This is a genomic window from Segatella copri DSM 18205 (assembly GCF_025151535.1).
In the GTDB taxonomy this organism is placed as follows: domain Bacteria; phylum Bacteroidota; class Bacteroidia; order Bacteroidales; family Bacteroidaceae; genus Prevotella; species Prevotella copri.
Window position 1 is genome coordinate 167,440 of the sequence record NZ_CP102288.1, and the last position, 23,122, is coordinate 190,561.

Consider the following 23,122-nt stretch of genomic DNA (forward strand, 5'->3'; position numbering starts at 1 on the left):
TTTTAGGCTATGAAATTGCAAATTGTAAGCTTGTGTGCGTTCAAAATCAAAAAGTATTACTTGCTCAAAAAATAAGATAAAATAGCGTTAAGGAATTATGATTTTTTCGGAAATCGTTGTATCTTTGCACCAGAAAAAGAAACAAAGACAATTACAATAACATCCTAAAAATAAACAATATGAAACGAATGATATTATTCTCATTGATGGCTTTGATGACCATAGCAGCTTTCGGTCGTAAGCACGTAGAGAATGCAACAGTTGTAGCTGACACTATTTTCTATGCAGAAAATATGAGCAATGTAGCCAGTGCAGATCAGGCTAGTTATTACAGACTGCTGATGACTACTGGTTCTGGCCTTAACAAGAAGGACGTTTTCCAGGACTTCTATATGAACGGTAATCTCCGTGCTGAAGGTGGTTATAGTTTTATCGACCTCGGCAACGATCGCAATACTATCTTTGATGGTGAGGTTACTACCTATTATAAGAATGGTAAGGAGAAGTGGCATGGCAACTATGTCAATGGTAAGCGCGAAGGCTACTTCACCCTCCAGCTCCGTGAAGGCGGTGTAGCTGTCGTTCAGTTCAAGAATGGCAAGTCTGTTCACGATTACTTCATGGTAACTTACAAGGACGGTTCTTCTGAGAAGAGAAATCTCTCTGAGTTGAAGCAGTTCATGTAATCAGAAATAAGCAACTATGTAGTTTTGTTACTTCATTGAATTAGAAGAAAATCTCTCTTATATAAATTAAAATTTTATGTTGATATGACCAATATGGGGATGGCTTCCGTGAGGAAGGTGCATCCCCTTTTTTTATAACCTATATTTACCAACAACAAGAAGAGGGTGAATCATAAACTTATGACACACCCTCTTCTGATTATTCTTGTTGATGTTGGATGAAAGGTAGGATTAGAACGTTAAATCTACTTCTACCGGACAATGGTCGCTGCCCATGATTTCTGTATGGATCTTAGCTTCTGTAATCTGTTCCTTGATACGGTCGGAGACAAGGAAGTAGTCAATACGCCAACCGGCATTCTTCTCGCGCGCCTTGAAACGGTATGACCACCACGAATAGGTTACCTCATCAGGATGGAGATAACGGAAGCTGTCGGTGAAACCATCATTCAGAAGAACGGTCATCTTTTCGCGCTCTTCATCGGTGAAACCGGCATTACGGCGGTTGGTCTTCGGATTCTTGATATCTATCTCTTCATGTGCTACATTCAGATCGCCGCAGATGATAACAGGTTTCTTGGCGTCAAGAGATTTCAGGAACTTTCGGAAATCGTCTTCCCAAGTCATGCGATAATCCAGGCGCTTGAGCTCTGTCTGCGAATTTGGGGTGTAGCAGGTAACGAGATAGAACTGGTCATATTCCAGCGTGATGATTCTGCCTTCATGATCATGTTCCTCTACGCCCATACCATAACTTACGTTCAATGGCTTGTGCTTGGTATAGATAGCTGTACCGGAGTATCCTTTTTTCTCAGCGTAGTTCCAATAACTCTCGTAGCCCTCAAACTGAAGGTCTAGCTGTCCCTCCTGCATCTTTGTTTCCTGCAGGCAGAAGAAGTCGGCATCGAGTTCCTTAAACTGGTTCTCGAAGTCCTTGCCCACGCAAGCGCGCAGGCCATTTACATTCCAAGATATAAACTTCATTTTTTTATAGTTTATAGTTAAGAGTTAATAGTTTACTGTTGATGGCAAGAATGCTCTATAAACTATCAACTGTAGACTATTAACTATATATTAGATTCTTTTACTTTCTCCTCTCAGCAGACTCATAAACTCCTGGCGGGTGTTCAGTGAATTGAAGACTCCGCTGTAGTCGCTGGTGGTGGTAATGGAATTCTGTTTCTCTACACCTCGCATCTGCATGCACATGTGCTTGGCTTCTATCACTACCATCACGCCCTGCGGATTCAATGTTTCCTGAATACAGTCTTTAATCTGCTGGGTAAGACGCTCCTGTACCTGGAGACGGTGGCTGTAGATATCAACCACACGGGCAATCTTGCTCAGACCTGTAATCTTGCCGTTCGGGATATAGGCTACATGCACCTTGCCATAGAAAGGAAGCATGTGGTGCTCGCACATCGAGAAGAAATCAATATCTTTCACGATGACCATCTGGTTGTATTTCTCTTCAAAGAGGGCATCGGTCAATACCTTGTGTGCATCCTGTGTATAGCCACGGGTCAGTATCTGCATAGCCTTGGCTACTCGCATCGGTGTTTTTACAAGTCCTTCACGTTCAGGGTCTTCTCCCAAGAGCTTTAATACTTCAGTATAGTGTTCTGCGAGTTCGTCCAATCCCTCGCGAAATTCTGTTTCTGGATTCATCTTATTTAATTTATAATTCTTAATTAATAGTCAATAATTTACAATTAATAGTTTATAGTTAGGCCTACGGCATAAAAGTTTATAATTTATAATTAATAGTTTATAGTTAGACCTACGGCATAAATGCTGTAAACTATCAACTGTAAACTATCAGCTGTTAACTATCAACTATAAACTATTAACTAGTACTGTACCGTAATCTGTCCCTTTACAAGGCATGCCTGTCTGTATCCCAGGGAACGAACCTTGGCAAGCATCTTCTGGGCTTCAGCTAAACTGCGGAAGTTGCCCATTCGGCAAATCCATCTTGGAGAGTAGAAATGAACATAAACCGGCTGCTCAGGGAAATGAACTTTCAGCTGATTGCCAGTCTGTTCTGCTTTCAGGCGGTCGTTACGCGAATTGCCGCCTGCAAAAGCCTGTACTCTATATCCTGTAACCTTATAGCTCTTGCGCATCACTTTCTTGCGCATATCCACTACAGGTGTCTCTGTTTCTTCTTTTTTGTTCTCTGCCTTTTGGGCATTGTTCACATGGGCATTCTCTCGGTTTGCCTCATGATGCTGTGGCTCAGTCTTCTTCAGGGAATCAGGCTCCTGCTTGTGCTGAGTTTCAGGCTCTTTTTCTTTTTTCTGTGGGGTAGTCTTAGTCTTGTCGTCTTGTGGAATCACTTGTTTGCCGTTTACCAGTTCATCAATCGCCTTACTTTGGTTCACGGTTACAACACCCTTTCCCGGTTCCTTCTTTTTGAGATGGTCCAGGTAGTTCTGCGCATTAGCTGTGAATGTTGAGCAGAGGATCATAATCAATAATGTGACGAATTGTTTCATGACTATTCCTTTTATGTTTGTCGTCTTGTTTTTTTAACAGCACCTTATTTTTAGTTCTCTCAATATATAATAAGGTGTAATGAAGAATGAAGGGATGCGCTTCACGAAGAAGGCATCCCTTCGGGAAATGTAATATCCTTGTGAGATTACTTCTTCCAAGCGTCGATGATACCCTTGAAGTCAGCAGCCTTCAAAGAAGCACCACCGATCAAACCACCGTCGATGTTTGGCTTAGCGAAGAGCTCAGGAGCGTTGCTAGCCTTGCAGCTACCACCGTAGAGGATTGATGTCTCCTCAGCAGCCTCGTTGCCATACTTCTCTGCTACGATAGAGCGGATGTATGCCAACATCTCTTCAGCCTGGTCAGAAGTAGCAGTCTTACCTGTACCGATAGCCCAGATTGGCTCGTAAGCAAGGATGATGTTCTTCCAATCGTCAGCGCTCAAGTGGAATACTGAACCTTCCAACTCAGCCTTTACTACCTCGTTCTGCTTCTCAGCCTCACGCTCCTCGAGAGTCTCACCGCAGCAGAAGATAACCTTCAAACCGTTAGCCAAAGCCAACTCTACCTTCTCCTTCAGGATCTCAGCTGTTTCGCCATAGTACTGACGACGCTCTGAGTGACCGAGGATAACATACTGAGCACCTGTGCTCTTTACCATCTCTGCTGAAACCTCACCAGTGAAAGCACCCTTAGCCTTGTCTGCGCAGTTCTCTGCACCAAGACCTACAATCTCTGAATCCAAAACCTGAGCTACAGAAGCCAAGTGGATGAATGGAGTACAGATTACTACGTCGCAGTTTGGTTTGTCTGCTACCAATGCCTCGTTGATCTCCTTAGCGAGAGCAACACCGTCCTGCAGGTTCATGTTCATTTTCCAGTTACCTGCTACAATTTTCTTTCTCATTTTTCTTTTCTTTTTAAAAGTTGATAATATTCTGTTCGAATTCTCTTTCTTTCTAATCCAGGCGCCCCAAGCCCAGAGCCGGTCGGCAATGGTGAGGAGTACCAGCGGAATGATGAACCAGGAGATGATGCCGGCTATCTTCTTGGCGGCACTTACTTCCGGCATCTTGCCTATCTCGGTCTTCTCCAATGGCTTGTCACCAATCTCTGCCATGTCAGGCAAATCGTTGTGGCTCCATTTCTGGATGATGGTTCCGTTCTTCAGCAGAAGAAGACCTGGGTTGCTGCGGATTACCGTCTTCAGCGTAGTCTCGTCTGTGACATAGAAGGGATATTCCGCTCCTGTTATGTCCTGCCAGTGCTTGATGGCTTTCTCCGTACTAGCCGTGAGGCAGAGAAAACGGTAGCCATGGTCGTTGGCATATTCGTAAATCTCATCGATATTGCCGAAGTTGCTGTCGTCGGCAAATTCAAGATGTGGCGAAACCAGGAGGAAGGTGTAGCCTTTATCGTGAATCACTTCCTGGGTAATGTCTTCTCCCGTCTTGGCATCAGCTATGCTGAAGTCGTGGATTGGAGGTACGTAACCTTCTTCGGTCTGAACCGTCTTGCTGTCGATGAAAGTCCAGGTGGAGTCGGGATAGTTGTCTATCGTAAACTCCTTCCGTTCTCCGTTCTTCTCCAGGATGAAGGTGGTATCAAACTTGGGTTGCTTGGCTCCCTTCGGAATCTCCATGCCCTTGGCGATGTTGACACCTATATGATAAGGACGGAAGTCGAATTGCGGCAGATACCACAGACTCCAGATACTCATCACGATGGAGAAGAGAAAGGTGTAGTTGATGGCAATCCACTGGGTTGGTTTAGATACCAACTGTGGCATTTCCATCGGTTTCTTCCATAGCAGGATAGCGATGGCAAGGAGGATGAGGTTCTTGACGAACGTCTCCATGTTGGTGAGTACGACGGCATCACCGAAACAGCCGCAATCTTTCACCGGGTCTGCGATGACAATCCACAGGGTAATCAGCGTCATCACGCTCATTAAGAGCAGCGCAATCTTGCTGACCAGTTTTCTGCGGATGGCAAGAAGCAGGAAGATACCGATGGCAAACTCGCACATAGCCAGCACGATAGACATCAGCAATGTGCTCCATGAAGGGAACATCCAGTCGATGTGCAGCGCCTCCAGATAGTCGGTTATCTTGTATTGCGTGCCTAATGGGTCAATTCCCTTCACAAATCCTGAGAAAATGAAGGTTATTGCCATCAGAAGTCGCCCAATATTGACCGCTATCTTTGTTAATATGTGAGTTGCCATATTCTTCATCATTTTATATTTTTACTTCTCGCTCATTTTGATGACACCGAAGACGGCATAGTTGATGATGTCCATATAGTTGGCATCAATACCTTCAGAAACGAGGGTAGCGCCTGCGATGTCTTCAATTTCCTTTACGCGCTGAATCTTGGTCAGGATGAAGTCTGTATAACTGCTGACTCTCATCGAGCGCCATGCTTCATCATAGTCATGGTTTTTCCTGAGCATCAGTTCCAGTGCCTCCTTTGCATGGAGGTCGTATAGTTTTATAGCCTCTTCGGGTGTCATATCCACCTCATCCACAAAAGGCTTTTCGAGCTGGATGAGTCCTATGATACCATAATTGATAAGGGCAATGAATTCCGGACGGATACCTTCGCCAACCAAAGATTCTTTCTTGATTTCGAGCGAGCGGATGCGCTTCGCCTTGATATAGAGCTGGTCTGTCAGAGAAGAAGGGCGCAAGATTCTCCAAGAGGCTCCATAATCATGAAGCTTCTTCTCAAATAATGTCCTGCATTCACTCATGACATCCTTAAACTGCTGTTCTGTTTTCAATAAATCTGCCATAATAATTTCGAAATTCGGTGCAAATTTACGCATTTATTATGAAATAGCCAAATAATTATTTTGTTTTTCGCTTAATTTGCTGTAACTTTAAATAAGTTACGCTGCATCTCAACAATAAAAACAAAAAAAAAACTTTTTTTATTATGTATTGTCTTCGATTTGCTGTAACTTTTGATAAGTTACGCTGCACTCGGAAGAAAAAATAAATCGCGATTTATTTTGTTTTTCGCTCGATTTGCTGTAACTTTGCACCCCGAAAGTAAAAAGAGTATGAGAAATTTGACCAATGCCGAACTGGCACAGATACTGGATAAGGATATATTTCATAAGATTTCAGAGGCAGCAGATGGGCTGTCTGTGGAGTGTTATGTAGTAGGTGGATATGTGCGTGATCTCTTCCTGGAGCGACCTTCCAATGATATTGATGTCGTTGTGGTTGGTAGCGGTATAGAGGTTGCTTCTGCCTTGAAGAAGATGCTCGGAAGAAAGGCGCATCTCTCTGTGTTCCGTAATTTCGGAACAGCACAAGTGAAATATCAGGATACAGAAGTGGAGTTTGTGGGCGCCCGTAAGGAGAGCTATCAGCACGATTCCAGAAAGCCTATTGTGGAAGATGGAACGCTGGAGGATGACCAGAACCGCCGCGACTTTACCATCAATGCGATGGCTATCTGCCTGAACAAAGACCGTTTTGGAGAACTCGTAGATCCTTTTGATGGCGTCTACGATATGGAAGATGGCATTATTGCCACTCCGCTCGACCCGGATATCACTTTTTCTGATGACCCGCTGCGTATGATGCGTTGCGTGCGTTTCGCTACCCAACTCAATTTCCAGATAGAGGAGGAGACCTATGATGCGCTCTCCCGCAATGCCGAGCGCCTGAAGATTATCAGTGCTGAGCGAATCTGCGACGAGATGAACAAGATTATGCTCTCCAAGCACCCAAGCAGCGGTTTCTATTACCTGAAAGATACAGGTCTGCTCGATCTCATTCTTCCGGAACTGATTGCGATGGACAAGGTGGAAACCCGTAACGGCAGGGCACATAAGAATAATTACGACCATACGATGGAGGTGCTCGAGAATGTGTGCAAGCATTCAGATAACCTCTGGCTCCGCTGGGCTGCTCTCTTCCACGACATCGGTAAACCGAAGAGCAAGCGCTGGGACAATAATATCGGCTGGACATTCCACAGTCATAATATAATAGGTGCAAAGATGATTCCGGGTATCTTCCGCCGTATGAAACTTCCGATGGATGCGAAGATGAAGTATGTGCAGAAGCTGGTAGAACTCCACATGCGTCCGATTGTGATTGCTGATGAGGAGGTTACCGACAGTGCCGTTCGCCGCCTGCTGAATGATGCCGGTGATGACATCAACGACCTGATGACGCTCTGCGAGGCTGATATCACCAGCAAGAACCAGGTGCGCAAGCAGCGTTTTCTGGATAATTTCAAGATGGTGCGCGAGAAACTGGTTGATCTGCAGGAACGTGATTATAAGCGACTTCTCCAGCCATGCATCGATGGTAATGAGATTATGGAGATGTTCCATCTTACCCCTTGCCGCGAGGTAGGCACCCTGAAGCAGTATCTCAAGGATGCTGTATTGGATAATAAGGTGGCTAATGAGCGTGAACCGTTGATGGAACTTCTGATGAAGAAGGCTCAGGAGATGGGATTGGTAAATGCAGAAAACTCAAAATAGAGAATAATTTTTGTTAAATAACGGCTCCTTGCGAGCCGTTATTCATTTATTATTAGTACTTTTGCAGTGCTTTTAAAACTTAAAGGTGCATAAAAGTTTTCGCTAGAGGACGAAAAGACTTTTGGATAAGAGAAGATAAAAGATTAAATAATAAATTTATAATATAAAAATAGGTATGAAAATTAAAAGCGTTTTGTTTGTTGCAGCAGTTTGTGTTCTTGCTGCGTTGACATCATGTGGTGGAAGTAAGAAGGGCGGTCTGCCTGACTTCAGCGATGATGAGTTCGCTGTAGCTACTATCGGTACTTCCAGCGCCGCATTGCAGACTACCTATCCTGCTACCATCAAGGGTATCCAGGATGTAGAGGTACGTCCTAAGGTTTCTGGTTTTATCACTAAGGTTTTTGTACACGAGGGACAGACTGTATCAGCAGGTCAGGCTTTGTTCTCTATTGATAGCGAGACCTATCAGGCTGCTGTCCGTTCTGCAGCTGCCGCTGTAAACACAGCTAAGGCACAGGCTAATACAGCCAAGTTGACCTATCAGAACAATAAGAAATTGTATGATAGCAAGATTATCGGTGAATATGAACTCTCTACAGCAGCTAACAGCTATGCAACAGCTAAGGCTCAGGTAGCTCAGGCAGAGGCAGCTTTGGCTTCAGCCCGCGAGCAGTTGGCTTGGTGTACCGTTACCAGTCCTTCTGCTGGTGTAGTAGGTAGTCTTCCTTTCAAGGTAGGTGCTCTGGTAAGTGCTTCTGGTCAGGCTCTTACTACCGTTTCCAATATCAGCACTATGGAGGTATTCTTCTCACTCTCTGAGTCTCAGATCTTGAGCATGTCTAAGACCAATGGTAGCATTCAGGCAGCCATCGCAGCGTTCCCAGCTGTTAAGTTGCAGTTGGCAGACGGTTCTATCTATAATCACCCGGGTAAGGTGGTTAAGATGAGTGGTGTCATCGATGCTACTTCCGGTTCTATCTCTCTCATCGCTCACTTCGCTAACCCAGAGAAGTTGCTGAAGAGTGGTGGTGCAGGTTCTATCGTCGTTCCTAACGATCATAACAGCGCTATCGTTATCCCTCAGGAGGCTTGCTCTCAGGTTCAGGATAAGATTTTCGTTTACATCGTAACCAAGGATAACAAGGTGAAGTATTCTGAGATCAAGGTCAATCCACAGGATGATGGCAAGAACTATATCGTAACTGCAGGTCTTCATGTAGGCGATCGTATTGTTTTGAAGGGTATTACCAAGTTGACCGATGGTCAGCAGATCAAGCCTATCACTCTGGAGCGCTACAATCAGAAGATTGCTGAGGCTGCCAAGTTGGCTGAGTCTCAGGATAACGCTCATGCCTTCGCTACTGCTATGGGCGGAAAGAAGTAATATATAATAAGGTATAAAGAAAAATAGTAAATTATGTCATTTACAAACTTTATAAAACGCCCGGTACTTTCGACGGTGGTTTCCATCTTCTTCGTCTTGCTGGGTATTATCGGCTTGGTATCGCTGCCTATCGAGCAGTATCCGAATATCGCGCCGCCTACCATCACGGTAAATGCTGACTATACGGGTGCAGATGCCCAGACGGTGTTGAACTCTGTCGTTGCTCCGCTGGAGGAGAGTATCAACGGTGTGGAGAACATGACTTATATGACCTCTTCCGCGTCTAACTCTGGTGATGCTGAGATCACCGTTTACTTCAAGCAGGGTTCCGACCCAGATATGGCTGCGGTCAACGTACAGAACCGTGTATCTCAGGCGCAGTCTCTGCTGCCTGCCGAGGTTACCAGGGTGGGTGTCACTGTAACCAAGCGTCAGAGTTCTAACGTCATCATGTTCGCTCTGACTACAGACGATGGCCGTTATGACGACCAGTTTGTTACCAACTACGCCCTGATCAACGTCATTCCTCAGTTGAAGCGTATCAATGGTGTGGGTGATGTGCAGAGCCCTTCTGCCCGTAACTACTCTATGCGTATCTGGTTGAAGCCAGAGAAGATGAAGGAGTTCGGACTGGTTCCTTCTGATGTTTCTCAGGCTTTGGCAGAGCAGAATATCGAGGCTGCCCCTGGTAGCTTTGGTGAAAGCTCTGATATGCAGTATGAATATACCTTGCGCTACAAGGGTCGTTTGAAGACTCCAATGGAGTATGAGAACATCCTTATCAAGAGCAATACTTCCGGTCAGACGCTCCGTTTGGGCGAAATTGCCAAGGTTGAGTTGGGTGGTTTGCAGTATAACGTAAACCTGCTCAATGATGGTCAGCCTGCCGTGCTGGGTATGGTTCAGCAGATTGCCGGTTCCAACGCTACCCAGATTGCCAGCGACGTAAAGAAAACGCTTGATGAACTGGAGAAGAGTTATCCTCCTGGGTTGAAGAATGTTATCCTGATGGATGTTACTGAGTTCTTGTTCGCATCTATCGAGGAAGTTATCTTCACCTTGATCATCACCCTGGTACTGGTGTTTATCGTAGTGTATATCTTCTTGCAGGACTTCCGTTCTACGCTGATTCCTATGATTGCCGTGCCTGTGGCTTTGGTCGGTACCTTCCTCTTCCTCTGGATCTTCGGATTCTCCATCAACCTGCTTACGCTGTCAGCCCTGCTGCTGGCTATTGCGATTGTGGTCGATGATGCCATTGTGGTGGTCGAGGCGGTTCACGCCAAGCTCGACCAGGGTTACAAGAGTGCCCTTACTGCAGCTATCGATGCGATGAACGAAATTTCCAGCGCCATCATCTCTATTACATTGGTGATGTCTGCCGTGTTCGTTCCTGTATCGTTCATCGGTGGTACTTCCGGTTACTTCTACCGTGAGTTCGGTGTAACCATGGCGGTATCTATCGTTATTTCGGCTATCAATGCGTTGACGCTGTCTCCTGCACTCTGTGCCGTGTTACTGAAGCCACACGAGGAGGGTCACGAGAAGAAAATGTCTTTCATCGACCGATTCCATGCTGGATTCAACTATCAGTTTGATAAGATTACCAATAAATATAAAGGTGGTGTCAAGTGGGTTATCAATCATGGCATCATCGCTGGTAGCCTCGTGGCTGTCAGCATCGTAGGTCTGGTTGCCCTGATGGGTACAACCAAGACGGGTCTGGTGCCTGATGAGGATACCGGTACTATCTTCGCTTGTATCTCTACAGCTCCTGGTACTTCTCAGGAACGTACAGCAGAGGTGGTTAAGCAGGTAGATAAGATGCTGGCTAGCAACCCAGCCATCGCAACCCGTAACGCCATCATGGGTTATAGCTTTATCGGTGGTGCCGGTTCTAACCAGGGTACCATCATCGTGAAGCTGAAGCCATTCGAGGAGCGTCCGGGTGGATTCTTCCACCGTATCAAGGAGGCTTGTACCGGTGGCGGTATCGAGGCGCTGTTTGTCAACCCTATGGAGTATACCTCTGTATTGGGTATGATCTACAAGCAGACTGCTACAATCAAGGATGCACAGGTGCTTGCCTTTGCTCCACCTATGATTTCCGGTTTCTCTATGCAGAATGGTATTACCATGACTATGCAGGATAAGACTGGTGGCGACTTGAATAAGTTCTTTGATAATGTGAAGAAGTTCCTGGCTGAGTTGAACAAGCGTCCTGAGATTCAGACCGCCCAGACTCAGTATAACCCTAACTATCCACAGTATATGGTAGATGTAGATGTTGCCAAGACCAAGCAGGCTGGCATCTCTCCATCAACAGTATTGTCTGTCATGCAGGGTTATCTTGGTGGTCTCTACGCATCTAACTTCAATGCCTACGGTAAGCTCTACCGTGTCATGATTCAGGCTGGACCTGAGAGTCGTATGCGTCCAGACGATCTGAGCAAGATTTATGTACGTTGTGCTGATGGCACCATGTCTCCTGTAAGCGAGTTCGTGAACTTGAAGAAGGTTTATGGTCCAGCAAACATCACCCGATTCAACCTGTTTACCTCTATGGATGTATCTGTAACTCCTAACAGCGGTTACTCTACCGGTGACGGTATGAAGGCGATTGCTGAGGTTGCCAAGGAGACATTGCCAGAGGGTTACGGCTATGAGTACTCTGGTTTGACCCGTTCTGAGGCTGAGTCCAGCAACTCTACAGGTTTGATTTTCGCACTCTGTATCGTATTCGTTTACCTCATCTTGAGTGCCCAGTACGAGAGTTACATCTTGCCTCTGTCAGTAGTATTGTCTATCCCATTCGGTTTGGCAGGTGCGTTCATCTTCACCAACCTCTTCGGTCACTCTAACGATATCTACATGCAGATTTCGTTGATTATGTTGATCGGTCTGTTGGCTAAGAACGCCATCCTTATCGTACAGTTCGCCCTCGAGCGTCGTCGTACGGGTATGGCTATCAAGTACTCAGCTATCCTGGGTGCCGGTGCCCGTCTCCGTCCTATCCTGATGACCTCTCTGGCGATGGTTATCGGTCTGTTGCCTCTGATGTTCGCATCAGGTGTAGGTAAGAATGGTAACCAGACCCTGGGTGCTGCCGCCGTAGGTGGTATGTTGCTCGGTACAATCTGCCAGATCTTCGTGGTTCCTGCTCTCTTCGCAGTCTTCCAGTGGTTGCAGGAGAAGTTGACCCCAATGAAGTTCGAGGATGAGTTGAACGAGGAGGTAGCTGCCGAGTTGGAGCAGTATGCCAACGCAGCTCATCAGAAGAAGGGTATCGATAAGAAGTAATAACGCAATGTAACTTCAAAGGAAACAATGAAAAAGAATTTAAATATCATCATATTGGGTCTCGCAGCGCTCTCCCTGAGCAGCTGCAAGACTCTCTACGGAAAATATGAGCGTCCGGATGTGAAGACCAGCGGTATCGTTCGCGATGTAGCTTCTGATACAGATACTTTGGCTGTAAAGGATACTACTACCTTCGCCAATATCCCTTGGCGCAGTGTCTTTACCGACCCTCAGCTTCAGTCGCTCATCGAGAAGGGATTGAACAACAATGTCAACCTCCTCAATGCGGCTTTGAACGTGAAGATAGCAGAAGAGCAGCTGAAGTGTGCTAAGTTGGCATTCCTGCCTGCCTTGTCTTTCACTCCTCAGGGAACCATCGCTTCCTGGGATGGTCAGGCTGCAACCAAGACTTACACGATGCCTGTTACAGCCAGCTGGATGGTAGACCTCTTCGGCAATCTGCTATCTCAGAAGCGCAGTGCCCAGATGGCGCTGCTCCAGTTGCAGGATTATCAGGTATCTGTCAAGACCAACCTCATCGCCAACATCGCCAACATGTATTATACTCTGTTGATGCTCGACAAGCAGGTGGAGTTGGTTAACAATATGGAAGGATTGACCAAGGATACTTGGGAGACTATGCAGAAGATGCACGATCTCAGATTGGGTTACCGTACACCAGCCATCCAGTCAGCTGAGTCTAACTACTATTCTGTGTTGACCCAGAAGACCGATCTGTTGCGCCAGATTCGTGAGACAGAGAACTCTCTGAGTCTGCTCATCGGCGATCAGGCACATAGCATCGCCCGTGGCAAGTTGGATAACCAGAGTCTTCCATCTAATTTCTCAACCGGTGTAGGCATCCAGTTGCTCAACAACCGTGCTGATGTCCACGCAGCCGAGATGAATCTTGCCCAGTGCTTCTATGGTGTAGAGACCGCCCGCAGCAAGTTCTATCCATCTATCACTATTTCCGGTACAGGTGCCTTCACCAATTCAGCTGGTATGGGCATCGTGAACCCTGGTAAGTGGTTGCTCTCAGCTGTAGGTTCTCTTACCCAGCCAATTTTCCAGAACGGCCGTATCATTGCCGGTTTGAAGGTGGCTAAAATGCAGTATGAGCAGGCTTACAACACCTGGCAGAATACCGTGCTGAAGGCTGGTAGCGAGGTGAGCAATGCGCTTGTTCTCTACAACTACTCTGATGAGAAGAGCAAGATAGAGCAGAAGCGAATAGAAGTACTCGAGAAGAATGTAGAATCTACCAAGGAATTGATGGGTATTGCAGGCAGCTCTTACCTTGAAATCATCCAGGCACAGTCTTCACTCCTCAACGTACAGCTTTCTAAGGTAGCTGATGACTTCAACAAGATGCAGGCAGTAGTAAATCTCTACTATGCATTGGGTGGAGGAGCTAAGTAGTTTATAGTTAATAATTAATAGTTTATAGTTATGGCTAGTATAATAAGTCCAAAGGCAGAGGTTTCTCCAAAGGCTAAGATTGGAGACAACTGCAAGATATATCCATTCGTCTATATCGAGGACGATGTGGTCATCGGCGACAACTGTACCATCTATCCATTCGTGAGCATCATGAACGGTACTCGCATGGGTAATAATAATAAGGTGTTCCAGGCAGCCGTTATCGCTGCCCTCCCACAGGACTTCCACTTTACAGGTGAGGAGAGTGAGGTAGTAATCGGCGATAACAATACCATCCGTGAGAACGTGGTTATCAACCGTGGTACCCATAAGGGCGGCAAGACCGTTCTGGGCAACAACAACTTCCTGATGGAAGGTGCCCATATCTCTCACGATACCGTAATCGGCAACGGTAGCGTATTCGGTTATGGTACCAAGATTGCGGGCGACTGCGTGATTGGTAACGGTGTCATCTACTCAACATCTGTAGTAGAGAACGCCAAGACTAGAGTAGGCGACCTGGCGATGATTCAGGCAGGTACTACCTTCTCTAAGGACATTCCTCCTTATATCATTGCCGGTGGAAAGCCTGTGAAGTATGCAGGTCCTAACACCATCATCATGGAAGCAGCCGAGCTTACCGAGAAGGTTCGCAAGCATATTGCTAATGCCTACCGACTGGTATTCCATGGTCAGACATCCCTCTTCGATGCCATCAACCAGATCAAGGATCAGGTGCCAGATGGACCGGAGATTCAGAACATCATCCAGTTCCTGGAGAGTTCAGAGAAGGGTGTCATCACTAAGATGTAATGAATGTACATAAAGGGATTTACCATCCCGAATAATAAATTTTCATTTAGTAAATTCAAGTCATACCTATTTGAATTTTACTTATTATGTGAAGGGCTGGCCGTGAGGTTGGCCCTTTTCCTTTTTCAATTGAACTTAACTTTTGCCTGTGGTTCGATTAATTAATTGAATAAATGTAAATAAATGCTATTTTATTTTGTAATCTCTTCGTTTATGCGTATCTTTGCAGACAATTTGGGTCATTGTGCCCTTTTGGTTTTAAGTTAGTAAAGGTTTTTAAAAATGAGAAAGAAACAATATAAGCCTAGCAATCATCGTGGATTGCAGGTCATTACTTTGTGTATCAGTACCGCTATGGTGCTCATTTTGTTGGGATTAGTTATCTTCTCTGTCCTCATGGGACGTAATCTCTCTTCCTATGTGAAGGAGAATCTCGTGGTACAGGTGATGCTCGAACAGGATATGACTAACCCGGAGGGATTGCAGATGTGTAAACGCCTGAATGCAAGATCTTATGTCAATACGCTGACTTATATCACCAAGGAAGAGGCACTGAAAGAAGCTACCCGCGATTTGGGTACCAACCCGAGCGAGTTTGCCGGTGTCAATCCTTTCCAGCCTTCCATAGAGATTACGACGAAGGCAGATTACGCGAACAATGATTCATTGAAGTGGATTGCCAAGGAACTGAAGGCATATCCGCGTGTTACCGAGGTTACTTATCAGCACGACCTGATAGAACAGGTGAACAATTCGTTGGCAAAGATCAGTATCGGATTGCTGATTGTAGCAGCCCTGCTCACCTTCATCTCGTTCTCGCTGATTAACAATACGGTGCGTCTGGGCATCTATGCCCGCCGTTTCTCCATCCATACGATGAAGCTGGTAGGTGCATCCTGGGGCTTTATCCGCCGTCCGTTCCTGCGCAAAGCTGTGCTTGTGGGTGTTGTTTCAGCCCTGCTGGCAGATGGTTTTCTGGGCGGTTGTCTCTATGCATGGTCGCTCCACGAACCGGAACTGATGAATGTTTTGGGCTGGCAGGAACTTGCCATCACCGGCGGCTCCGTCTTCCTCTTCGGTATCATCATCACCGCCTTCTGCGCCTGCATCTCAGTCAATAAGTTCCTGAAGATGAAGGCGGGAGACCTTTATAAGATTTAGTTGATAGTTGATAGTTAAAAGTTAATAGTTAAAAGTTAATAGCAGCTTTGCCGTATAGCAAGTTTGCTATAAACTGTAAATTGTAAATTATATAAAATAATGGATAAGAAGAATTTAGCATTCGACAAGATGAACTTTATCTTGTTAGGCATCGGAATGGCGATTATTATCATCGGTTTTCTGCTGATGAGTGGCGCCGGTTCTAACGAGCATACCTTCGATACTGATATTTTCAGTACCCGTCGCATCGTTGTAGCACCAACTGTAACATTGATAGGTTTCCTTTCAATCATCTATGCGGTGATACATAAACCGAAAGACAATGAATAATTTATAATTAATATACATATTATTATTAGATGGATTTTATTCAGACTATCATTATCTCTATCGTAGAGGGACTGACCGAGTTCTTGCCTGTATCCAGTACGGGCCACATGATTATAGCAGAAAATTTGCTGGGTGTAGATATCCAGGATAAGTTTGTCAACGCCTTTACTGTCATCATCCAGTTTGGCGCCATCCTTTCTGTCATCTGTCTGTATTGGAAGAGATTCTTCTATCCAGAGGCTGTGAAGACCGGTGAGAAGACCTATTTGAAGGCGATGTTCGATTTCTATGCCCGTCTGGTTGTAGGTACCGTGCCTGCCGTGATATTGGGCCTTGCCTTCAATGATTTCATCGAGTCAAACCTTGGCAATGTACAACTGGTGGGCTGGATGCTTGTCATCGGCGGTATTTTCATGCTCTTCTGCGATAAGATATTCAATAAAGGCAGCGAACAGACCAAGCTTACTTACAAGCGTGCCCTGATTATCGGTTTCATCCAGTGTATAGCGATGATTCCTGGTGTATCGCGCTCCATGTCAACCATCGTAGGTGGTATGTCCCAGCGTCTTACCCGCAAGGCAGCAGCCGAGTTCTCATTCTTCCTGGCTGTGCCAACCATGTTTGGCGCCACCTGTCTCGAGGTTTATAAGCTCATCAGCCATGGCGGCGGCTCATTGCTCACCCAGGGCAACAACCTGTTCACATTGATATTAGGCTCAGTGGTAGCATTCATCGTTGCCATTCTCGCCATCAAGTTTTTCATCAATTATGTCACCAAGTACGGTTTTGCAGCTTTCGGCTGGTACCGTATCGTAGTAGGACTTATCATTATCATCTGCGGCCTTTGTGGTGTAGATATGCAGATGGTTGACTAAACATAAAATATGGATTTCAGAAAAGGAGAAATTATTGCCATCGACAAGCCTTATCGAATGTCGAGTTTCGGAGCCCTGGCACATGTTCGCTATCTGCTCAGCAAGAAGCTCGGTTTTAAGGTGAAGATAGGACATGCCGGTACGCTCGATCCCCTTGCCACTGGCGTGCTGGTGCTCTGCACCGGTAAATGTACCAAGCAGATAGAACAGCTGCAGACCCATACTAAGGAGTATACAGCTACCCTGCAGCTCGGTGCTACTACCGCCAGCTACGATAAGGAACACAGCGTGAATCACACCTATCCTACGGAGCATATCACCCGCCAGCTGGTGGAGGAAACGCTCAAGCAGTTTGTGGGCGAGATTCAGCAGGTTCCGCCTACCTACAGCGCCGTAAAGGTGAATGGCGACCGCTCTTATGCCTTGCGCCGGGCAGGCGAAGAGGTTCAGCTCAAGCCGAAGACCGTGCGTGTAGACGAGATAGAACTCACCGATTATAACGATGAGGAGAAGACCGCCAGCATCCGTGTGGTTTGCGGCAAAGGCACTTACATCCGCTCCCTCGCCCGTGATATCGGCAGGGCTCTCGATAGTGGCGCATACCTTACCGCCCTCCGCCGTACCAAGGCAGGAAGTTTTGCAGTAGAAAACTGCATCAGTTTTGATCATTTCCAGGAATGGCTTGATGAGCAGCCTCTCGAAGACAGCCTTCAGCCATCCAAGTAATAAAAAATATAACATGAAGCTATCACAATTTAACTTTAAGTTGCCAAAAGATCAGGTGGCACTTTATCCACATAAGGCAAAGCACGTGGTAAAAACGGCTAGTGGTGAACGTACATTCGAGATTACTCGCCGCGATGAGTCCCGACTCATGGTTCTCCACAAGAAGTCAGAAACCATCGAGATGTACAAGAAAGATGAAAACGGCAAGGATATGGTTGATGCCGATGGCAATCCAGTATTCCTGCAGTTCAAGGATATCGTGAATTACTTCGAAGAGGGCGATACCTTCATCTTCAACAATACCAAGGTTTTCCCAGCCCGTCTTTATGGTACCAAGGAGAAGACCGATGCCAAGATTGAGGTGTTCCTGCTCCGTGAGCTCAATCCTGAGATGCGCCTTTGGGACGTATTGGTAGAGCCTGCCCGCAAGATCCGTATCGGCAACAAGCTTTTCTTCGATGATGTCAACGAGATGGTTGCCGAGGTTATCGACAATACCACCAGCCGTGGACGTACCCTCCGTTTCCTCTATGATGAGGACGGCAATCATGATGTCTTCAAGCGTTCGCTCTTCGCTCTGGGCGAGGCTCCGCTTCCTCGCTACGTTATCGATGCACGTGAGGATCATCACGCTACAGAGGATGATATGGACGATTTCCAGTGTGTTTTCGCTGAGGTAGAGGGTGCTGTTACTGCACCTGCTACCGGTCTTCACTTCTCACGCGAGCTGATGAAGCGTATGGAAATCAACGGTATCAACGAGGCTTATATCACCCTGCATTGCGGTTTGGGCAACTTCCACGATATTGAGGTGGAGGACCTTACCAAGCACAAGATGGATTCTGAGCAGATGATGATCAGTCAGGAGGCATGCGATCTGGTTAACAAGACCAAGCTTGCCGGCCATCGCGTCTGCGCTATCGGTACCAGTGTGATGAAGGCAACAGAAACGGCTGTAGGCACCGATGGTATGATGAAGGCATTCGACGGATGGACCAACAAGTTCATCTTCCCTCCATACGATTTCGGTCTTGCTGACTGTGCCGTAGCCAATTTCTATCATCCGGAGTCAACCCTGATGATGAGTACTGCAGCCTTTGGCGGTTACGACCTGGTTTACGAGGCATACAAGATGGCTGTGAAGAATGGCTATATGTTTGGCTGCTATGGTGATTCTTTGTTGATGCTTCCAGATTAACTGTGGTATAAACAGTTTATATACACATAGAAGTTATTGATATTTTGGGTTTTAGCTTAGTTATCCACAATTTTATAAAAGTGTGAATAAGTATGTATCAGGTATATTTAAGTCTCGGTACGAATTTGGGCAACCGAAAGCGCAACATTCGCGAGGTAATTGAAAAGATAGGAGAGCAGATTGGTGTGGTAGAGCGCCAGTCTGCTCTTTACGAAACCAAGCCTTGGGGCTATTCATCGCCCAACGACTATATCAATGCCTGTGTGCTGGTTCTCACCACGATGGCTCCGCGCCAGGTGCTGGAGGCTACGCAGCGCATAGAGAGCGAAATGGGGCGCACTATGAAGTCGGTGGATGGCGAATACCAGGACCGCATCATCGACATTGATATCCTGATGATAGATGACTTGGTGATAGATGAGCCCGATTTCAAGGTTCCCCATCCGTTGATGGAGGAGCGTGAATTCGTGATGAAACCGCTGAAGGAGATACTAAAATAGAGATTTTAAAAAAGAAATTATGCAGTTGTTCGAAAGTTATCACTTCATTTCCTGGGCGGTTATGGCATTGGTCCTACTAGCCCTTTTGATATTTTATATAATTAGCTTGCGCTTAACAGTGAAGAGACAGGTTTGTATCATCAAGTCTCTGCGCCAGCAATTGCAGAATCTTTTAGATCCTTCGGCTTCGGTTGAAGCCGTTCGTACAGATCATCTCTTTTCCGAAGTACAGGGTAAGAATTTGGGCGATGAGGCACTTGAGGCATTGACTACGGAGCAGGAATTATTTGTCAAGGCAACATTATATATGAAGGAGAAAACTCCTTTTACCAATCCTGATTTTCATATAGATGATTTGGCAAAGGCTTTGTGTTCTAATCGTACTACCTTGGCAAATTGCATCAGGAAATATACTTTCGGTGATATGACCTTATTGCAGTTTATCAATCGTTATCGTCTGAATTATGCCGTTCAGTTATTGTCTTCTCCAGATAATAAGCTAAATATTTCGCAGATTGCAGAAGCTGCGGGCTTTCGTTCTCGCAGCGTCTTCAATCGGCAGTTTTTCTTGCGGTTTCATTGTTCACCTTCTGAATTTCGAGAGAATCCTCTTAACCAGGCAGAGGGTGAGATGCCTTCTGACTTGACAAATACACTTGAAAAATAGGCCAGTGAAGAGAATCCTGCCTTGTAAGCTACGTCAATGAGCTTTTGTTGGGGATCATTTGCCATGATTCTCTTGGCTTCTTCTATTCGCAGGCTCGAAATCCAGGAACTGAAACTCATGCCATATTCTTCATTGATAAAGGTTGATAGATATGTTTTGTTGGTGTGTAGTCGGCTTGCCAGTTCTTCTATGGTGAATTGTTCTTGCGTATAAGCCTTTTCTTTCAACCACAATGCCAATCTTGGGCGCAATATATTCCTGAAGTCTTCTTTCCTTTTGTTTTTATAGCTGTTGCCGGCAGCTATGGCGTTTTCTTCCTTTTTTGTATCAAGAGCACTTGGGCACTTGTTTTCATCTGTATGGATGCCCCGCTCGCTAGCCAATTGTAGGTTTCCGTATTCTCTGGCATGGTTTATAAAGTTGATGGTGATATAGATATTCACTGCTACAATATAAAACTGCAAGAGCCAGTTGATGATTGCTCCTGATGTGGTGGAAATAACTGCAAAGGCAAAAAGGATATAGAGCAGCCAATGAGTGATGTTCAGCCATTTCAGGAAAGATCTTTGGTCGCTGGAGAAATAGTTGGCCAGTTCTATGTTGTACTGAAGATAGGTTCTATGGAAATAGAACACATGTTGGAAGCATAGTTCCACAATGCCTAACAGGGCGATGATCTGCAGTATGGGGCTGTACTCTTGTAATGCGTCGAGCATAGCAAAAAGGGCAAAGCAAGATGTTGCGCCAAACTTGATTGCTGTGATTTTGCAGCGTCGCTTGGAAATGTATTGATGGTTTATCAGATTACTGAAGGAAAAGGAGAAGCAGATGCCGATGAGATAGAATAGGATGGTATCTAAACTCACCTCCCAATCGTATGAGTATGTCCACACTCCGTTGAAGCTGGCAAGCCAGATCCATATATCTATACTCATTATGAACATGCCAGTAGCCAGTAATCTCTTTGACTTTCGATAGGGCGCATAGATGCTGGTTTGGGGTGTGTTGATGAATATAAGGAAAAATCCCAGCATGCAATAAATGATGCTGGTCATCGTTACTAAATACGAAAAGTTTTCTTCTAAGAACTCATTCATAATCTTTTTCTTTCAAGTAAATTCTATATATTTAGTTGACTGATAACTACTGATAGGCGCAATGAAAAAATGTTTTGTTTGTATCTCCTGCAGTTATACTCCTGCAAAGTTACAAATTATTTTCCTAAAAATGAAATTTTTATGTTCTAAAAATGCAATTCTTTGATATTTAGTTGGTTTTACACACAATTTTCCCCTCCCATTATGTTCGTTTTTTCTTTTTTCTATCATCTTTTCCTTGCTTTTTTTTTCTGTTTTCTAAAATTGCAAATCGTGTTTTTGCGGTTTTTGATAATATATTTTCCTCTTTTTTTTTAATTTTGCGGCCAAAAATAAGTACATTATAAGAAATTGTATTCTAAGATAATAATATATGAAATTTAGTGGATTTATATCAGTTGCTATATTGTTGTGTTTTTGCATCTTACCTATGCAAGCCCGCCAAGCCGAGCAAACCAAGCCATCTCAGCAGACCTGGCAGACTAAGCAGGTTGGCTTGAAGACCAATATGCTTTATTGGGCTACTGCTACCCCTAACTTGGGATTAGAGATGGCTGTAGGCAAAAAGCATACAACTCAGGTTTTCTTCGGCTTGAATCCTTGGAAGCAAAGTGGCGGCAACCATTCCAGTCTTCGTCATTGGATGGTGATGCCTGAGTATCGCTACTGGTTCAATCAGAACTTCGATGGTTGGTTCCTCGGTGCTCATGCTTTAGGAGGACTGTATAATGTAGGTGGCGTGAAGTTTCCTTTCGGGTTATTGAAAGGATTGCGCAACCATCGCTATGAAGGATGGTATGCCGGAGGCGGTATCACAGCCGGTAAGCAATGGAATCTTTCTAAGCACTGGAACTTCGAGGCTTCGCTCGGATTGGGCTATATCCATACCAAATACGATAAATTCGAATGTGGTACCTGTGGTGAAAAACTCAACTCTGCCCATAAGAATTATGTGGGACCCACCAAGGTGGCTCTTTCCCTCATTTATTTGATTCCGGGTAGGGCAGATGAAAAATGCTCAACAGGTGCTCCTCAGATCATCGAGACCATTCAGCAGCCTAAGCAGAACGTATTGAAGCCGGTGCTCCAGTTGCAGGCAGTAGTAGCCGAAGCTCCGAAGATTCGCCATTTGGATAAGCGTGCCTATATCGACTTCCCGGTCAACAGGATAGAATTGCGTGCCGATTATCGCCGTAATCCGGCACAGTTGGATAGCATCATCACCACCATCAAGGCATTGAAGGCGGATAATAACCTGCAGGTGATGGGCATCAATATCCATGGTTTTGCTTCGCCGGAAGGTTCGTATAAGCATAATGAGTATCTGGCAAAGAATCGTGCCATCACCCTGACAGAATATGTCCGCAAGATGGTAGAGTTGCCTGACAGCATCTTTGCGGTATCATCTACCGCTGAGGATTGGGACGGTTTGCGTGAGTATATCCGGGCAAGCAACTTGGAGAAAAAGGAGCAGCTTCTTGCCATAGCCCAGGATGAAAATCTGGATCCAGATGCTCGTGATGCGAAGCTGAAGCAACAATATCCTGCACAGTATCGCACCCTGCTCACCCTCTGCTATCCAGCTCTCCGCCATAGCGACTACCACATTACTTATAAGGTTAAGCCTTTCGATGTGGAAGAGGCAAAGCAGATCATGAAGACCAGGCCGCAGCTGTTGTCGCTCAACGAGTTGTTCATGGTAGCCCAGACCTATGAGGTAGGTTCCATGGAGTTCAATGAGGTGATGGAGCTGGCTGTGCGCATGTATCCGGAGGATGAAACGGCAAACCTGAATGCTGCCATTATCCGTCTGAACAACGGAGATGCCGATGCTGCCAAGCCATATTTGGATAGAGCCGGCGATTCAAAGGAAGCCAATGCCGCAAGAAAGGCGTATGAAATGATGATGATGCAATAGAACGAAAAAGAAATTATAAGTAAAATTAAAACT

Annotated in this window: 20 protein-coding genes; 14 read left to right on the forward strand and 6 right to left on the reverse strand. The window is 45.6% G+C overall.

Translation table 11 applies throughout. The features are described from left to right. The first annotated feature begins 179 nt into the window (after positions 1 to 179). Positions 180 to 686 (forward strand): toxin-antitoxin system YwqK family antitoxin, encoded by a 507-nt coding sequence (locus tag NQ544_RS00705; RefSeq protein ID WP_006849055.1) that lies wholly within the window; start codon positions 180 to 182, stop codon positions 684 to 686. A 231-nt stretch (positions 687 to 917) separates the two neighbouring features. Here the strand turns inward: NQ544_RS00705 and NQ544_RS00710 are convergent, their stop codons facing one another. The 5 genes from NQ544_RS00710 to NQ544_RS00730 all read right to left on the reverse strand — a co-directional run bounded on the left by NQ544_RS00710 (position 918) and on the right by NQ544_RS00730 (position 5,982). After that, a complete protein-coding gene (locus NQ544_RS00710; RefSeq protein ID WP_006849056.1) occupies positions 918 to 1,670 on the reverse strand; it encodes an exodeoxyribonuclease III in 753 nt (250 codons plus the stop codon). A gap of 90 nt (positions 1,671 to 1,760) precedes the next feature. Then, a complete protein-coding gene (folE, locus tag NQ544_RS00715) occupies positions 1,761 to 2,354 on the reverse strand; it encodes a GTP cyclohydrolase I FolE (RefSeq protein ID WP_006849057.1) in 594 nt (197 codons plus the stop codon). Positions 2,355 to 2,536: 182 nt separating this feature from the next. Further along, on the reverse strand, positions 2,537 to 3,184 hold the full coding sequence (locus NQ544_RS00720; RefSeq protein WP_006849058.1) for an SPOR domain-containing protein: 648 nt from the start codon (positions 3,182 to 3,184) through the stop codon (positions 2,537 to 2,539). Positions 3,185 to 3,330: 146 nt separating this feature from the next. Continuing rightward, positions 3,331 to 5,421 (reverse strand): BT_3928 family protein, encoded by a 2,091-nt coding sequence (locus NQ544_RS00725; RefSeq protein WP_153134137.1) that lies wholly within the window; start codon positions 5,419 to 5,421, stop codon positions 3,331 to 3,333. A 12-nt stretch (positions 5,422 to 5,433) separates the two neighbouring features. Further along, a complete protein-coding gene (locus tag NQ544_RS00730) occupies positions 5,434 to 5,982 on the reverse strand; it encodes a DUF1599 domain-containing protein (protein ID WP_249041996.1) in 549 nt (182 codons plus the stop codon). A 270-nt stretch (positions 5,983 to 6,252) separates the two neighbouring features. Between NQ544_RS00730 and NQ544_RS00735 the strand changes: the two genes are divergently transcribed. The 12 genes from NQ544_RS00735 to NQ544_RS00790 all read left to right on the forward strand — a co-directional run bounded on the left by NQ544_RS00735 (position 6,253) and on the right by NQ544_RS00790 (position 20,074). Continuing rightward, a complete protein-coding gene (locus NQ544_RS00735; RefSeq protein ID WP_006849062.1) occupies positions 6,253 to 7,695 on the forward strand; it encodes a CCA tRNA nucleotidyltransferase in 1,443 nt (480 codons plus the stop codon). A gap of 175 nt (positions 7,696 to 7,870) precedes the next feature. Next, positions 7,871 to 9,082, forward strand: coding sequence for an efflux RND transporter periplasmic adaptor subunit (locus NQ544_RS00740; protein WP_006849063.1), 1,212 nt, complete (start codon positions 7,871 to 7,873; stop codon positions 9,080 to 9,082). Between the two features lie 33 nt (positions 9,083 to 9,115). Further along, positions 9,116 to 12,382, forward strand: coding sequence for an efflux RND transporter permease subunit (locus NQ544_RS00745; protein ID WP_006849064.1), 3,267 nt, complete (start codon positions 9,116 to 9,118; stop codon positions 12,380 to 12,382). 27 nt (positions 12,383 to 12,409) lie between these two features. Then, complete coding sequence (locus NQ544_RS00750) at positions 12,410 to 13,804, forward strand: efflux transporter outer membrane subunit (RefSeq protein ID WP_006849065.1); 1,395 nt, start codon at positions 12,410 to 12,412, stop codon at positions 13,802 to 13,804. Between the two features lie 30 nt (positions 13,805 to 13,834). Then, entirely contained in the window at positions 13,835 to 14,617 is a 783-nt protein-coding gene (gene lpxA / locus NQ544_RS00755) for an acyl-ACP--UDP-N-acetylglucosamine O-acyltransferase (RefSeq protein WP_006849066.1), read from the forward strand. A gap of 282 nt (positions 14,618 to 14,899) precedes the next feature. After that, positions 14,900 to 15,778 (forward strand): cell division protein FtsX, encoded by an 879-nt coding sequence (locus NQ544_RS00760; protein WP_006849067.1) that lies wholly within the window; start codon positions 14,900 to 14,902, stop codon positions 15,776 to 15,778. 99 nt (positions 15,779 to 15,877) lie between these two features. Then, positions 15,878 to 16,108, forward strand: coding sequence for a DUF3098 domain-containing protein (locus tag NQ544_RS00765; RefSeq protein ID WP_006849068.1), 231 nt, complete (start codon positions 15,878 to 15,880; stop codon positions 16,106 to 16,108). Positions 16,109 to 16,137: 29 nt separating this feature from the next. Continuing rightward, positions 16,138 to 16,983, forward strand: coding sequence for an undecaprenyl-diphosphate phosphatase (locus tag NQ544_RS00770; RefSeq protein WP_006849069.1), 846 nt, complete (start codon positions 16,138 to 16,140; stop codon positions 16,981 to 16,983). Positions 16,984 to 16,992: 9 nt separating this feature from the next. Continuing rightward, positions 16,993 to 17,709 (forward strand): tRNA pseudouridine(55) synthase TruB, encoded by a 717-nt coding sequence (gene truB / locus NQ544_RS00775; RefSeq protein ID WP_006849070.1) that lies wholly within the window; start codon positions 16,993 to 16,995, stop codon positions 17,707 to 17,709. Positions 17,710 to 17,722: 13 nt separating this feature from the next. Further along, the gene (queA, locus tag NQ544_RS00780) at positions 17,723 to 18,907 is read left to right on the forward strand and encodes a tRNA preQ1(34) S-adenosylmethionine ribosyltransferase-isomerase QueA (RefSeq protein ID WP_006849071.1); all 1,185 of its coding nucleotides are present in this window, start codon (positions 17,723 to 17,725) and stop codon (positions 18,905 to 18,907) included. Positions 18,908 to 18,999: 92 nt separating this feature from the next. Beyond that, on the forward strand, positions 19,000 to 19,407 hold the full coding sequence (gene folK / locus NQ544_RS00785) for a 2-amino-4-hydroxy-6-hydroxymethyldihydropteridine diphosphokinase (protein WP_006849072.1): 408 nt from the start codon (positions 19,000 to 19,002) through the stop codon (positions 19,405 to 19,407). 19 nt (positions 19,408 to 19,426) lie between these two features. Continuing rightward, positions 19,427 to 20,074, forward strand: a complete 648-nt coding sequence (locus tag NQ544_RS00790; protein ID WP_082231268.1) for a helix-turn-helix domain-containing protein — start codon at positions 19,427 to 19,429, stop codon at positions 20,072 to 20,074. Here the strand turns inward: NQ544_RS00790 and NQ544_RS00795 are convergent. After that, positions 19,984 to 21,171 carry a helix-turn-helix domain-containing protein gene (locus NQ544_RS00795; RefSeq protein ID WP_006849073.1) on the reverse strand — a complete coding sequence of 396 codons (1,188 nt, stop codon included), beginning with the start codon at positions 21,169 to 21,171 and terminating at the stop codon, positions 19,984 to 19,986. The genes NQ544_RS00790 and NQ544_RS00795 overlap by 91 nt on opposite strands. 430 nt (positions 21,172 to 21,601) lie before the next feature. On the opposite strand from NQ544_RS00795, the gene NQ544_RS00800 reads away from it, so the two are divergent. Next, positions 21,602 to 23,089, forward strand: a complete 1,488-nt coding sequence (locus NQ544_RS00800) for a DUF3575 domain-containing protein (RefSeq protein WP_006849075.1) — start codon at positions 21,602 to 21,604, stop codon at positions 23,087 to 23,089. The last annotated feature ends 33 nt before the right edge of the window (positions 23,090 to 23,122 follow it).

Excerpts from the sequence above, each read along its gene's own strand:
- NQ544_RS00705 (WP_006849055.1), top strand. The coding sequence starts at position 180 with ATGAAACGAATGATATTATTCTCATTGATGGCTTTGATGACCATAGCA.
- NQ544_RS00710 (WP_006849056.1), bottom strand. The coding sequence starts at position 1,670 with ATGAAGTTTATATCTTGGAATGTAAATGGCCTGCGCGCTTGCGTGGGC.
- folE (WP_006849057.1), bottom strand. The coding sequence starts at position 2,354 with ATGAATCCAGAAACAGAATTTCGCGAGGGATTGGACGAACTCGCAGAA.
- NQ544_RS00720 (WP_006849058.1), bottom strand. The coding sequence starts at position 3,184 with ATGAAACAATTCGTCACATTATTGATTATGATCCTCTGCTCAACATTC.
- NQ544_RS00725 (WP_153134137.1), bottom strand. The coding sequence starts at position 5,421 with ATGAAGAATATGGCAACTCACATATTAACAAAGATAGCGGTCAATATT.
- NQ544_RS00730 (WP_249041996.1), bottom strand. The coding sequence starts at position 5,982 with ATGGCAGATTTATTGAAAACAGAACAGCAGTTTAAGGATGTCATGAGT.
- NQ544_RS00735 (WP_006849062.1), top strand. The coding sequence starts at position 6,253 with ATGAGAAATTTGACCAATGCCGAACTGGCACAGATACTGGATAAGGAT.
- NQ544_RS00740 (WP_006849063.1), top strand. The coding sequence starts at position 7,871 with ATGAAAATTAAAAGCGTTTTGTTTGTTGCAGCAGTTTGTGTTCTTGCT.
- NQ544_RS00745 (WP_006849064.1), top strand. The coding sequence starts at position 9,116 with ATGTCATTTACAAACTTTATAAAACGCCCGGTACTTTCGACGGTGGTT.
- NQ544_RS00750 (WP_006849065.1), top strand. The coding sequence starts at position 12,410 with ATGAAAAAGAATTTAAATATCATCATATTGGGTCTCGCAGCGCTCTCC.
- lpxA (WP_006849066.1), top strand. The coding sequence starts at position 13,835 with ATGGCTAGTATAATAAGTCCAAAGGCAGAGGTTTCTCCAAAGGCTAAG.
- NQ544_RS00760 (WP_006849067.1), top strand. The coding sequence starts at position 14,900 with ATGAGAAAGAAACAATATAAGCCTAGCAATCATCGTGGATTGCAGGTC.
- NQ544_RS00765 (WP_006849068.1), top strand. The coding sequence starts at position 15,878 with ATGGATAAGAAGAATTTAGCATTCGACAAGATGAACTTTATCTTGTTA.
- NQ544_RS00770 (WP_006849069.1), top strand. The coding sequence starts at position 16,138 with ATGGATTTTATTCAGACTATCATTATCTCTATCGTAGAGGGACTGACC.
- truB (WP_006849070.1), top strand. The coding sequence starts at position 16,993 with ATGGATTTCAGAAAAGGAGAAATTATTGCCATCGACAAGCCTTATCGA.
- queA (WP_006849071.1), top strand. The coding sequence starts at position 17,723 with ATGAAGCTATCACAATTTAACTTTAAGTTGCCAAAAGATCAGGTGGCA.
- folK (WP_006849072.1), top strand. The coding sequence starts at position 19,000 with ATGTATCAGGTATATTTAAGTCTCGGTACGAATTTGGGCAACCGAAAG.
- NQ544_RS00790 (WP_082231268.1), top strand. The coding sequence starts at position 19,427 with ATGCAGTTGTTCGAAAGTTATCACTTCATTTCCTGGGCGGTTATGGCA.
- NQ544_RS00795 (WP_006849073.1), bottom strand. The coding sequence starts at position 21,171 with ATGAATGAGTTCTTAGAAGAAAACTTTTCGTATTTAGTAACGATGACC.
- NQ544_RS00800 (WP_006849075.1), top strand. The coding sequence starts at position 21,602 with ATGCAAGCCCGCCAAGCCGAGCAAACCAAGCCATCTCAGCAGACCTGG.